Raw genomic sequence first — 12332 nt, 5'->3', positions numbered from 1 at the left:
CCGAAGAAGGGGATGGGCTCGGGACGCTGAGCACAGAGATCGAACAGGGCGCGCCCTCCGCCGAGGGAGCCGGTGAAGCCGACGGCCTTGATCAGCGGATGCTGGACGAGGGCGGTGCCGACGTCGCGCTTGCCGCCCTGGATCAGCGAGAAGGTGCCGGGATGCACGCCGGTGCGCGCGATCGCGGCATGGATGGCCTCGGCCACGATCTCGCCCGTGCCGGGATGGGCGGAGTGGCCCTTGACGACGACCGGGCAGCCGGCCGCGAGCGCGGCGGCGGTGTCGCCCCCGGCTGTCGAGAAGGCGAGCGGGAAGTTCGAGGCGCCGAAGACGGCGACCGGACCTACGGGGCGCTGGATCATGCGCATCTCAGGGCGCGGCAGCGGCGCGCGGTCTGGCAGCGCGGCGTCGTGACGGCGGTCGAGAAAATCGCCCGCGCGGATATGGCTGGCGAAGAGGCGCAGTTGGCCAGTGGTGCGGCCGCGCTCGCCTTCCAGGCGGGCGGCCGGCAGGCCGGTTTCCGAGGTGCCGATCCAGGTGATCCGGGGGCCGCGGGCCTCGATCTCTTCGGCGATGGCCTCAAGGAAGGCTGCGCGGGTTTCGCGGCTGGAATAGCCGTAGGACCAGAAGGCCTCTTCGGCGGCCACACAGGCGGCATCGACCAGCGCGGGCGTGCCAATAGCATATTCTAAGGACGTACCCTGGGCCGGTTCTGAGGCGAAGGTCGCTTCTCCGGCGACCCAGGTGCCGACGATCAGGTGCTTGCCATGCGGCGTGAAGGTGTCGGGCATCATCAGGCTCCTGCTGGGGTGGAACGGCTGGCGCCACCGGGATGAGAGGCCCGGTGCGGACCCGCGCAGGCCAAGACCCGGCGCCGGATCACTCGGCGGCTGGTCACCGGGCGGCTGGTCACGGGGCAACTGGTCACGGGGAAACTGGTCGCTGGGCACACAGCTGCTGCGGCGCACCAGGCGAATGGGCGACCGGCAACCGGGCCGCTGGAGCGACCGGTAGCGCGGCGGTTGAGACGGGTGTCAGGCATCGTCCCCCTCCTGATGGATCGGCAGGGCGGTGAACTTGCCGCCCTGATAGACATGCAGGGGGTCCTGCGGATCGGGGTTCGGAATGGCAGCCTCGACCTGGGCCGCCCAGGCCTCGGCATTGTCCTGCGGTTGCCAGCCCAGGTAGTTGGCGGCGCGGTTGTCCCAGAAGCTGCGGTCATTGGCCGAGCAACCGTAGACGATGGGGCAGCCCAGTACGGGCACGGTGAAGGCGGCACGGCAGAAGGCGACGAAATCGCGGTAGCTGAGCCAGGTGGACAGCATCCGGTGGTCGGTCGGTTCATCGAAACATGAGCCGATGCGCAGGATCGCAGTCTCTTGTCCGAACTTCTCGAAGTAGAAGCGGGCCAGGGCCTCTCCGAAGACCTTGGAGACACCGTAGAGGCTGTCGGGGCGCGGCATCGCGCTGGCGTCGATCACGTCGGATTGCGCATGGAAGCCCACCACGTGGTTCGACGAGGCGAACAGGATGCGCGGCTGGCCGTTGGCGCGGGCTGCCTCGTAGAGGTTGTAGAGGCCGAGGATATTGGCCTCCATGATCGGCGCGAAGGGGCCTTCGATGGAATAGCCGCCAAGGTGGATCACCGCGTCGCAGCCCTGCATCGCGGCATGCAGCGAGGCGGCGTCGTGCAGCTCGGCGAGGCGGAAGGTTTCGTGCGGGGCGAGGTCGGTGATCTCGCGGCGGCCCGACAGGACGACCTCGGTCGCGATTTCGCCAAGGAGAGGGCGGATGGCGCGGCCCATGCTGCCGGTAGCGCCGGTGAGCAGGATCTTTGTCATGGCTGTGCCTTTCGTCATGCCGGGTCTATCAGGGGGTGGCTCCGCCATTCGCCGAGCCAGGGGAAGTCGGGGCCGAGGGCGGAGAGATTCCCTGCCCCGGGCCAGTTGTGCAGGAAGCGCGCCATGTCGGCGGGGCCAGTTTGTGGCGGGCGGTAGCGGGGCTGGCGCGGGCCGTCGCGGAGCTGGCCGGAGGCGGTGTAGCCGGGACCGGACCAGTCGTCCCAGGGGGCGTTCAGGTTGATGTGCGAGCCAAGCGCGCAGTCGAGCCAGAGGCATTTTCCGACCGAGAGAAGCGAGTCATCGCTGATGGTTGGCGGCTCGACCCCGCTGGTGGCGGCGCGGATGACGCGGGTCGCTTCGGGGGCGAGACCATAGGGCGAGGCCTTGACGCCCTCGAACCATTGGCGCCCGAGGTTGGTGCGTTTTTGGCCCATGCGGGCAGAGCCGTCGTGGGTCAGTCGGCAGGCGTGGAAGACGAAGCCCCAGGGGGTCCGCGCATGGGTCGCAGGGGCGGTCAGCCAGCAATGGGCGTCGCGGTCGCCACGGGCACGGATCTCGCAGCTCTCGAACCAGGCGGTGGACTGGCCGAAGATGAAGTCGACGTCACCCTCGATGGCGCAGTCAAAGAGGTAGCTGCGGCAGGTAGAGGCCTTGTCGGGGGATTGCAGGTAGAGCGTGTCCTGCCAGCTGGAGAGGCGGACACGGCCCAGAACCAGCCGGTCGCCACCAGCCGACAGCAGGGCGACAGCCTGGTGCTGACCCCGGGGGAAGCGGCCCTGCGCGTCAGGCTGAACGCCAGCGGGCGTGGCCTCGGAGCGGGAGCAGCCATAGGTGTTGCGAATGGTCAGGTTGTAGACCTGCGTATCGGGCGCCTCGTTGCGGACGACGCTGGACAGGTGGGTACTGAGGGTCTCTCGCGCCGCAATGCGGGCGTGGATGGCGCGGGTCTCGGGGCTGGCACCGCTGAACTGGGCGTCGAAGCGGGCGCAGTACTCGAGGCCCGGCATCTCCGCGTCGATGCTCTCGGCAAGCTGCGCGTCGGCGGGCGTGGCGCCGAGGCCAAGCAGGGTGAAGCTGAGGGGGTCTCCGTCGATCTCGACCTTCGGGAGGTAGAGCAGGCCCGTGTGGATGCCGGGAAGGACACCGATCACGACGCGGCCGCCCTGCCCGGTTGCGCGGGCCTTGGCGATGGCCTGTTCGACCGCCTGTTGCAGGCTGCCGGTGCCGGGGGTAACCCGGATTTCCGGTTCGATATCAGGGACCTCGCGTGGCGGCTCCCATGGCTCGTCACGCAGGGCGGTGACGGGGCCGGTGTAGCGCAACACCTCGGAGAGCGTGACCTGCGCGGCCTGGTCGTCCGTCAGCATCGGTCGGATGCCGTGGTGGCGCAGGGCCCAGTCGGTGAGGGTCGCAGAGGTCATGCCCGCGCTTTCCGGGCGATCTCGGCCGCGGCGGCCATCATCAGGGGGCCTACGCCCTTGGCATCATCCGAGACGCGGCGCTCGGAGACGTAGTAGGGGCCGGTGCCATCGCGGAAACGTCCTTCGAACCAGCCGAGGCCGGCGACCCAGCACATTTCCACCATGGACAGTTTGCCATCGACCTCGCGCAGCGCATAGGCGGTGAGGTCGTCGAAAAGGGTCGTCACGTCGCCATCGTAGAGGCCCAGCTCGGCGCCCTTCAGCAGCCCGTAGACGAACATCGCCGAGGCGGAGGTTTCCAGGAAGTTGCCCTCGAGGTCCGGTTCGTCGAGGACCTGCAGCCAGAGGCCCTCGGGGCGGCGGTAGCTGGCGACATCGTCCAGCAGCTTGACGGTACGCTCGCGCAGGGGCGCGAAACGCTCGGGGCCGACCAGCTCGGCCACGTCGACCAGCGCCATGACCAGCCAGCCGAGGGAGCGCGACCAATGCGCGTGGCTCATCCCCGTTTCGGGATCGCACCAGGGCTGCATCTTGGCCTCGTCGATCGCATGGGCGTAAAGGCCCGTCTTTTCGACGAAAAGCATCTTCAGCGCGGTGTCGAGCTGGGTCAGGCTGTCGGTGACATAGACCTCTTTCCCCGTGGCCAGACCGTAGCCGATCTGGAACGGCGGCCCCATGTAGAGACCATCCAGCCAGACCTGCCAGGGGTAGCGCAGCTTGTGCCAGTAGACGCCGGAATGGGTGCGCGGATGGGTGTCGAGCTGGCGGATCTCAAGCTCGGCGCATTGCATGTAGACCGGATCGCCGGTCTGCGCGGCCAGGTCCAGCAGGGCGCGGCCCGACAGGATGTTGTCGATGTTGTATTCCGACGGATTGTAGCCCGCGAGGCTTGGGCCCTCCCCGATCTGGGCATCCACCATGCGCTTCATGGTGTCGCGCCAATGGCCCTCCCCGGTTGCATCGGCCAGCAGCTGCAGGCCGCGATAGATGCAGCCGTCCTCGTAGCACCAGCGGCCCTCCTTGTAGGGCTGATAGGCGGCGAGGAAATCGTTGAAATAGCGCGTCAGCAATTGCGGCGCCTCCTGTTCGTCAATCGGGATGACCTGGCCCGTCACTTCGGCGAAGTCGGACCAGAGCGCGCGGCCCGCGACCGGCTCGACCCCATCGGCCATCAACGGCACCTGCGGCGGGGCCGAAGGATCCAGCGAGGCGCGGAAGTTCTTCAGCCGCACGCCGGTCACGGGGGCTTCGGGCAGGCCCAGCACCGCCACGGCGCAGACCGGCACATCGGTGGCGATGACGTCCGAGAAGGTGATGTCGTGGATCTTCGGGGTGGTCTCGTCCACCGGCGCGGGGCTGCGGGACTGGACCTCTGGCGAGCGTCCGTCGGGGTCGCAGTAGTAGAAGGCGTTGATCGCCAGCGGCGTGCCGACGCCCTGCATAAGCACGTCCGAGAAATGGACGCGGGCGACCTCGCCTCCCCTGCCCCGTCGGGTCTTGATGCGCAGGCCGCGGTCGGTGCCGATGAACTCGCAGGCGGTGACGGTGACATCGGTGATATCGCCCGACATCTCGCTGCCCAGCACCATGCCGCCGTGGCCGCGCTCCATCAGGCAGTGATGGACGTGCAGGCGGCGTGTGGGGGCGAGGTGACCGGCGAGGCCCTTCAGCGCCCCGGTGCCGCGCTTGCCGGATTTCACCGCGATGCAATCGTCCCCGACCGAGAAATGGATGCCCGCGAGGGTGACATCGGTGCAGCTTTCGGGATTGAGGCCGTCGGTATTTGGGCTGTCGGGCGGGTTCTGGATCTTCAGACCGGCGCAGGTGAGCCCGTCGATGCGGTAGGGATGCACCGTCCAGCTGGGCGAGTTGCGCACGGTGATGCCCGAAAGCTGGACGCCCTGCCCATGGGCCAGGAACAGCGCGCGCGGGCGGCGGGCGCCGGCGCGGGTTTCCTTGGGCCAGGACCACCAGTCGCCGCGATCACCGCCTGCGTCCAGAATGCCAAGGCCGGTGATCGTCAGGCCGTCGCAGTCAATGGCGGTCAGCGGCGCGGCGAAGGCGGCTTCGGGCAGGCCTTCCCATGTGCCTATGACGCGCCCCGCGTCGTCCCGGGGCGGCAGGATCGGCCAGCCAGCGCGGTCGTGCAGGGCGCAAAGCTCGGCGCCTTCCTCCAGCCAGAGGGTCATGCGCGCCTTCAGGAAGACCGGCGAAATGGCGAAGCGGCCCGGCGGTACGCGCAGGGTGCCGCCTTCGGGCAGCGCCGCGAGGGCCGCAGCGAAGGCGGGGGCGTTGTCGGGCAGGTCGGGCGAAGCACCGTGGTCAGTCACGTCGACCAGACCGGCGCAGGGCGCGGTGCGGAAGGACAGCGCCTGCCGCCCGATGGAAAACTCGTAGTCGGTATCGGGGCTCAGCCCCTCGAGGAAGACCGGCGCCACCGAGGTTTCGCCCCGCGCGACGATGCGGCCCTCGCCGGTGCAGCTCCATCCCAGGGGGGTGGCGAGGCCATAGCGCGTGCCGGGCGGGGTCACCAACAGGCAGGCGGTGTGCGGGGAAACGGAGGCGATCGAGAGGGCAGTCATCAGGTCTTCCAGTGCAGGCGCCCGCAGGCTGGGCGGGCGTTCAAGGTCTGGTGGGCAGGTCGCGAAAAGGGGCCGGGCGCGGCGGTCCGGCCCCCTCGGGTCCGCTCGGGCGGGGCGCTGGCCCCACCGGATCACGGCGTCATTTCAGGTCGTCGAGGAATTCCTGGATGCCGTAGAGCATCTCGTCAGCGGCTTCCTCGGCGGAAATCTCGCCATAGGCGAAGAGTTCCAGCGAGTCCTCGATGGCACTGCGCACGTCCTGGTCTTCCATGAACGGGCTGATCGCCGGGCCGGAGGCCTTCAGGACCTGCTCTTGCGCCTTCAACTGCATCGGCTCGAAGGCATCTGCCTCGGACAGCTGGGTCAGGGCGGCCGAGGAGGCGGGCACACCGCGGGCGGTGCCCATGGCGGCGATGCCCTCGGGCTCGTTCAGCAGGCAGTTGACGATCTGGGCCGCGGCCTCGGGCTCGTCCGTATTGGCCGAGATCGAGAAGACCATGGAGGCCTTGCGGTAGATGCCCTCGGTCTTTTCACCGTCCTGCGAGAGCATGCCGACGTAATCAAGCTCCATCCCCTCGGCGAGCGGATCGGAAATCTTGAAGTAGGTCGAGTCCCACTGCAGGGTGCCGGCGATCTCGCCGTTGACCCACTTGGGGTTCTCGTGCAGCGCGATATTGCCCGCCGCAGCCACGTCGCCCCAGGCCTGGATCACGTGATTGTCGACCATGGCCTTGTAGAAGTTCAGGCCCTCGACGATGTCTTCCTTCGACCAGGTCACCTCGTTGGTTTCGGGGTCGATGAAGGGGGTGCCGGTCTTCTGGGTCAGGTAGGCCTGGATGATCAGCGAGGCGTCCAGCGCGATACCCTCGAAGGGATAGTAATTGTCGCCCAGCTTTTCGGCGAAGACCGGGCCGGCGGCCATCAGCTCGTCCCAGGTCTGGGGCAGTGCCAGGCCGGCCTTGTCGAACATGGTCTTGTTGAAGACGAAGATCCGCCCGGTGGTCGAGATCGGCAGGCCGTTGAGCGCCCCGTTGCGCACGCCCGCGGCCAGCTGGTCTTCGGTCCAGTTGCTGAGGTCGATGGTATCGGAGAGCGTGTTCAGATCGGCAAATCCGTCACCGTTCTTCGAGAAGATCGGTAGCCAGGGCCAGTTGATCTGCATGATGTCGGCTTCGGTCTTGCCTGCGATCTGGGTCGCGACCTTCTCGAAGTGGCCACCCCAGCCGGTGAATTCGGGCTGGATGGTGTGGCCGTGCTTTTCGCCGCAGACCTTCAGTGCTTCCTGGGTGGCTTCGTGGCGGCTGTCCCCTCCCCACCAGCTCATGCGGAGATCGGCGGCCTGGGCAGTACCGCTGAGAGCGGTGCCGGCAAGTGCCATGGCAATAAACGTCTTTTTCATGTTTTCCTCCCTGAACAGACGTTGGTCTTAATCGGCGGGCAGCGACACGTTCACGCCGCTTTCCGCGTCGAAGATGTGGATACTCGCCCCGAGGGGACGCAGACCCACCTGGTCGCCGCGCCCGATCTTCTTGTCGAGTTCGGCCGAGGGGACGACGACGACGAACTGTGCCCCCTCCACTTCCACGTGCAGGTTCACCTCGTGGCCGAGGAATTCGATATTGCTGACGGTGCCGGTGAAGGCGCCCTCGGTGCCGGGCGCGACAACCTGCAGGTGCTGCGGGCGGATGCCCAGCGTCACCGGGCCCTCCTGGGCAGAAAGCCGTCCAGCCAGCCCTTCGGCCACGGTGATCTTCTGCGTGCCTGCGGTCAGCACCGGCAGCGCGCCGTCATGGGTCAGCACGCATTTCACCAGGTTCATCTCGGGCATGCCGATGAAGCCGGCGACGAAATCATTGGCCGGACGCTCATAGAGCGTCGTCGGATCGGCGACCTGCATGATGTGGCCATCCTTCATCACGCAGATGCGGTCGCCCATGGTCATCGCCTCGACCTGGTCGTGGGTCACGTAGACCACGGTGGCGGGCCGCCCCTCGTCGCGCAGGCGCTTGTGCAGATCGGTGATCCTGACCCGCATCGAGGCGCGCAGCTTGGCGTCGAGGTTGCTCAGCGGTTCGTCAAACAGGAACACCTCGGGGTGCTTGATCAGCGCGCGCCCCAGGGCCACCCGCTGGGCCTGACCGCCCGACAGCTGCTTGGGCAGCCGGTCGAGCAGCTGCTCGATCTCGAGGATGCCCGAGACCTCTTCCGTGGCGGTCTCGATCTCGGCCTTGGGCTTGCGCTTCAGCTTCAGCCCGAACGACAGGTTCCGGCGCACCTTCATGTGCGGGTAAAGCGCATAGTTCTGGAACACCATGGCGATGCCGCGACGGCCCGGCACCAGTTCGTTGACCACCTGTTCGCCGATCTTGACCTCGCCGCCGGTGATGGTCTCCAGCCCCGCGATCATCCGCAGGGTGGTGGACTTGGCGCAGCCCGAGGGGCCCACGAGGACCATGAACTCGCCCTCTGCCACGTCCAGGTTGATGCCATGAACGGCCTTGAACCCGTTCCCGTAGGTCTTCTCGACCCCGCGCAGTTGCAACTCGGCCATCAGCCTTTCACCCCCCCTGTAGAGATGCCTTCGATGAAATATTTCTGAGCCATGAAGAAGACCGCGAGACTTGGCGCCAGGGCGAGCACCGACATGGCGAGGATCTGGTTCCAGGCGAAGGCCTCGGTCGTGTCGATCGAGAGCTTCAGCGCCAGGCTGACCGGATACTTGTCGACCGAGCTGAGGTAGATCAGCGGGCCGAGGAAGTCGTTCATGGTCCACATGAACTGGAACAGGCAGACCGAGATCAGCGCCGGCATCAGCATCGGCACGACGATGAAGACCAGCGTCTGCAGCGTGTTGGCCCCGTCGACGCGGGCCGCCTCTTCCATGTCGCGCGGGATGGCGCGCAGGAACTGGATGACCATGAAGACGAAGAACGCGTCGCCGGCCAGTGCCGAGGGCACCCAGAGCGGCAGGAAGGTGTTCAGCCAGCCCAGGTCGCGGAACAGCAGGTACTGCGGGATGCGCGTCACCACGTTGGGCAGCAGCAGAGTGGCGATGACCGAGGCGAAGAGGATCTTCTTGCCCGGAAACTCGAAGCGGGCAAAGCCGTAGGCCACCAGCGTGCAGGAGATCGCCGTGCCGATGGTCTTGGGGATGATGATCCACAGCGAGTTCAGGAAGAAGCGCCCGAAGGTATAGGGCGTCGAGGTCTGCCAGCCGTCGATGTAGCCCTGGATCGTCGGGTTCTTCGGCCAGAAGCCGGGCGACGAGAACATCTCGGAGTTCGTCTTGAAGCTGGCCCCGATGAGCCAGATCAGCGGGTAGACCATGACCAGCCCGACGGCCGCCAGCAGGAAGTAGCGCAGCGCCGCGTTGATGCGGGCCTTGCGGCGCAGCTTGATCTCCAGCTGGGTGGGCGCCTCGCGCTCGCCACTGCCGGAATGCTTGGGAAGATAGGAGAAGGCAGCCATGTCATTCAGCTCCGCTTGTCGCCTGCGTAGTAGACCCACTTCTTGGACGACCAGAAGGCGATGAGCGTCAGCACCATGATGATGGCGAAGAGGACCCATGCGATGGCCGAGGCATAGCCCATGTCGAAGCTCTTGAAGGCCTCGTCATAGATGTAGAGCGGGAGCAGATAGGTGGATTTCAGGGGGCCGCCCTGGGTGATGATGTAGGGTCCGTTGAACTCCTGGAAGGCTTGCACGGTCTGCATGATCAGGTTGAAGAAGATCACCGGGGTGATCAGCGGCAGGGTGATCGAGCGGAAGATCTGCCACGGCCCCGCACCGTCGATGGCCGCCGCCTCGTAAAGCGACTTGTCGACCGATTGCAGCGCCGCGAGGAAGATCACCATGGCCGAGCCGAACTGCCAGCAGCGCAGCAGCGTGATGGTGAAGAGCGCGTTTTCCGGATCGCCGAACCAGTTGATCGGATCCATGCCGATACCCGTCAGCGCCATGTTCACCAGGCCGGTGTCGGCGAAGATGTAGCGCCACAGCACCGCGATGGCGACCGAACCGCCGAGGATCGAGGGCACGTAATAGGCCGTGCGGAACAGGTTGATCGCCTTCAGCCGGTAGTTCAGCACCACCGCGATGAACAGCGCGAAGACCAGCTTCAGCGGCACCGTGGTGAAGACGTAGATCAGCGTGACCTTCAGCGACTTGTCGAAGGTGCGATCCCGGGTTAACAGCTTCTTGTAGTTGTCGAGACCGACGTATTCCGGCTTCGACAGCAGGTCATAGTCCGTGAAACTGAGATAGAAGGACGCCACGAAAGGGAAGGCGATGAACAGCGCCAGCCCGATCACATAGGGCGCGACGTACCAGAGGCCGACGTATTTGCTGTCTCCGCCCATCAGGCCACCTCCTTCACCAGGGTTTCGGGCAGGTGCTTCGCGGTGGCGCGGACCATCTCTGCAAACATCTGCCGCGCTTCGTTGCCACCAAGCGGCGCGACCAGCGGATCACTGCGGAACAGGTCGAAGAGCCCGTCGTGACGGCCCTCGGCCACCGCCTCCAGAACCGCGCTCTGGCGCTCTGCGTGGTCGTTGATGATCGGCGCCAGCGTGTCGGGCAGGCGCCCTGCCATCATCGGCGTGACGCCAAGGCCCGAGAACATCGCGTTGCTTTCCACGATGGCACCCATCGGCAGGTTCTCGATCTGGCCCCGGTTGGGCAGGTTGACGTTCGAGACATGGCTGCCGCCGCTCATCAGCGCGATGATCTGATCCACCAGCGCCTCGTCCGAGCGTTTCGCGGCCACCTGCCCCTCGCCCGCCAGCAGCGCCGCGCGGCGACGGCGCTTCTCGGCATTGTCCTCGATGCGGAACTCGACCGGGGTCAGGCCGAAGTCCCAGTCGGCGGGCCGTTGCAGGTAGTCCGCGGCGGGCATGAACTCGACCAGGTGGCGGTCGCCGGCGGCGGCCGGGATGCCGAAGCGGCGGAACATGTCGAACTTCACCCGGCTGCGGTCGTCGTAATACTGCGCCCAGCGGTCCGAGGGATCGGGCTCCTGCGCGACCCAGCCGCCGGCGAATTCCTCGGCGAAGGCACGGTAGGCGGGCAGCATGTCCTGCCCCTTCAGCGCGATGCGGTCGACGAAGGTAAAGTGGTTGATGCCAAGGACGTTCACCTCGACATCGCGATGCGTGTAGAGGCCTTCGCCCGCCGCGCGGTTGCCCAGCCAGGCCACCTGCTTGCGCAGCTTGGTGACCTCGTGGCACTCGCCCCAGCACTTGATGGCCGGGAAGGCGCGGAAGAGCGCGCCGGTCAGCACCGACATCGGGTTGGTCAGGTTGCAGACATAGGCGTCGGGGGCGTGCTGGCCGATCGCACGGCCGATCTCCATCATCATGGGGATCGAGCGCAGGGCGCGCACGAAACCGCCCGGCCCCACCGTGTCGCCGACCGCCTGGGGCACGCCGTAACGGAAGGGGATGTTGATATCCTCGGCCATGTCGCTGAACGAGCCGGGCAGGATCGAGACCACCACCACGTCGGCGCCCGTCAGCGCCTCTTCCATGCTGCCGGCGACACTGTAGCGCGCCGGCGTCCCCTCGGAGACCTCGGCGAAGCGCGCCCCGAGTCGGGCGTTTTCTTCCGCCGCCGCCCGGTCGATGTCGTAAAGGCGAACATCTGCGGCAAGCTGGGTGTCGGCCGCCAGATCGGCCATCAGCCCAAGCGCCCAGTTGATCGACCCGCCGCCGATATAGGCGATTGTCACGTCCAGAGATTGCGACCCGGTTTTCGTCATATGTGCTATGCTGCTGCCGGGGGCGCCCCTGGGTGCCGCGACAGCTCCTCCTCCGAAAGTTGTCGGACTAGTTGTATGACATCCCCTCCCACCGACGCAACCGATTTGTTGCCCCCCGTCCCCGGCCCGGCAGAAAGGGCCGCTGAACCCAGTAAAATCAGGAGGATACATCAGACGAATGGCGGGACAGCTCCATGGCATCCGGGCAAATCTCCAGCCAGCCTTGCCTGTGGAACGCGCCGGATGACGGCGCATTCCGCCAAACTTGTCTGACAGGAATCGCAGCCCGGTGGCGCACCCGTTGCCGCGAGATGCGAAAAACAACGCGAGGCCTCTTGCGCCCCGTCGCGGCTTTGACTAGAAGCCCCTCACCGCAAGCGCGGCCCGTTCGTCTATCGGTTAGGACGCCAGGTTTTCAACCTGGAAAGAGGGGTTCGATTCCCCTACGGGCTGCCACCTTCACAAGACTTGTGACCCTATAGCGACATGGTGTGAATCAACCAGCCTTAGGCACCACATCTTGGACACATACCCCTTCCGTCATTCTTCCATAGCGCGCTGCTGTTAGATAGGTGGGACAAATCGTTTGCCATGGCTCAGACGCACAGCTCTTCCGTGGTGAACCGGTAGAGCCGAACGACCGGGGCAATTGAGAACGCCCCCAAGACCATCAAGGGCTTTGCACAGAGCCTTACGCGACCCCAATGGCAACCATCACTCTATGGGTCTCAAC

9 protein-coding genes and 1 tRNA gene are annotated in these 12332 nt (G+C 66.3%); 1 reads left to right on the top strand and 9 read right to left on the bottom strand.

Translation table 11 applies throughout. The features are described 5' to 3' along the window. The 9 genes from OS124_RS0116675 to OS124_RS0116630 form a co-directional block, all read right to left on the bottom strand. On the bottom strand, positions 1 to 794 hold a 794-nt coding region (locus OS124_RS0116675; RefSeq protein WP_010140951.1), incomplete at its 3' end, for an aldehyde dehydrogenase family protein. Between the two features lie 240 nt (positions 795 to 1034). Then, positions 1035 to 1841 carry an NAD-dependent epimerase/dehydratase family protein gene (locus tag OS124_RS0116670; protein ID WP_010140950.1) on the bottom strand — a complete coding sequence of 269 codons (807 nt, stop codon included), beginning with the start codon at positions 1839 to 1841 and terminating at the stop codon, positions 1035 to 1037. A gap of 14 nt (positions 1842 to 1855) precedes the next feature. Next, entirely contained in the window at positions 1856 to 3262 is a 1407-nt protein-coding gene (locus OS124_RS0116665) for a pectinesterase family protein (protein WP_010140949.1), read from the bottom strand. Then, positions 3259 to 5844 carry a polygalacturonase PglA gene (gene pglA, locus OS124_RS26640; protein ID WP_010140948.1) on the bottom strand — a complete coding sequence of 862 codons (2586 nt, stop codon included), beginning with the start codon at positions 5842 to 5844 and terminating at the stop codon, positions 3259 to 3261. The genes OS124_RS0116665 and pglA overlap by 4 nt, the downstream gene beginning before the upstream one ends. 139 nt (positions 5845 to 5983) lie before the next feature. Then, positions 5984 to 7243, bottom strand: coding sequence for an ABC transporter substrate-binding protein (locus OS124_RS0116650; RefSeq protein WP_029375514.1), 1260 nt, complete (start codon positions 7241 to 7243; stop codon positions 5984 to 5986). A 27-nt stretch (positions 7244 to 7270) separates the two neighbouring features. Then, positions 7271 to 8395, bottom strand: a complete 1125-nt coding sequence (locus OS124_RS0116645; protein ID WP_010140946.1) for an ABC transporter ATP-binding protein — start codon at positions 8393 to 8395, stop codon at positions 7271 to 7273. After that, the gene (locus OS124_RS0116640) at positions 8395 to 9312 is read right to left on the bottom strand and encodes a carbohydrate ABC transporter permease (protein WP_010140944.1); all 918 of its coding nucleotides are present in this window, start codon (positions 9310 to 9312) and stop codon (positions 8395 to 8397) included. The genes OS124_RS0116645 and OS124_RS0116640 overlap by 1 nt, the downstream gene beginning before the upstream one ends. A 5-nt stretch (positions 9313 to 9317) precedes the next feature. Next, on the bottom strand, positions 9318 to 10202 hold the full coding sequence (locus OS124_RS0116635) for a carbohydrate ABC transporter permease (RefSeq protein WP_010140943.1): 885 nt from the start codon (positions 10200 to 10202) through the stop codon (positions 9318 to 9320). Further along, positions 10202 to 11599: a family 4 glycosyl hydrolase gene (locus OS124_RS0116630; protein ID WP_010140941.1), complete on the bottom strand. Its 1398-nt coding sequence runs from the start codon at positions 11597 to 11599 to the stop codon at positions 10202 to 10204. The genes OS124_RS0116635 and OS124_RS0116630 overlap by 1 nt, the downstream gene beginning before the upstream one ends. 381 nt (positions 11600 to 11980) lie before the next feature. Between OS124_RS0116630 and OS124_RS0116625 the strand changes: the two genes are divergently transcribed. After that, positions 11981 to 12055 (top strand) — tRNA-Glu (locus OS124_RS0116625). Positions 12056 to 12332 lie beyond the last annotated feature (277 nt).

Source organism: Oceanicola sp. S124, assembly GCF_000220565.1.
Taxonomy (GTDB): domain Bacteria; phylum Pseudomonadota; class Alphaproteobacteria; order Rhodobacterales; family Rhodobacteraceae; genus Pseudooceanicola.
The sequence above is the reverse complement of the archived record's forward strand: the minus strand, read 5'-3'. Positions and strand labels throughout refer to the sequence as shown.

Coding starts and splice junctions, on each gene's coding strand:
- OS124_RS0116630 (WP_010140941.1), bottom strand. CDS start 11,599: ATGACGAAAACCGGGTCGCAATCTCTGGACGTGACAATCGCCTATATC.
- OS124_RS0116640 (WP_010140944.1), bottom strand. CDS start 9,312: ATGGCTGCCTTCTCCTATCTTCCCAAGCATTCCGGCAGTGGCGAGCGC.
- OS124_RS0116635 (WP_010140943.1), bottom strand. CDS start 10,202: ATGGGCGGAGACAGCAAATACGTCGGCCTCTGGTACGTCGCGCCCTAT.
- OS124_RS0116650 (WP_029375514.1), bottom strand. CDS start 7,243: ATGAAAAAGACGTTTATTGCCATGGCACTTGCCGGCACCGCTCTCAGC.
- pglA (WP_010140948.1), bottom strand. CDS start 5,844: ATGACTGCCCTCTCGATCGCCTCCGTTTCCCCGCACACCGCCTGCCTG.
- OS124_RS0116670 (WP_010140950.1), bottom strand. CDS start 1,841: ATGACAAAGATCCTGCTCACCGGCGCTACCGGCAGCATGGGCCGCGCC.
- OS124_RS0116665 (WP_010140949.1), bottom strand. CDS start 3,262: ATGACCTCTGCGACCCTCACCGACTGGGCCCTGCGCCACCACGGCATC.
- OS124_RS0116645 (WP_010140946.1), bottom strand. CDS start 8,395: ATGGCCGAGTTGCAACTGCGCGGGGTCGAGAAGACCTACGGGAACGGG.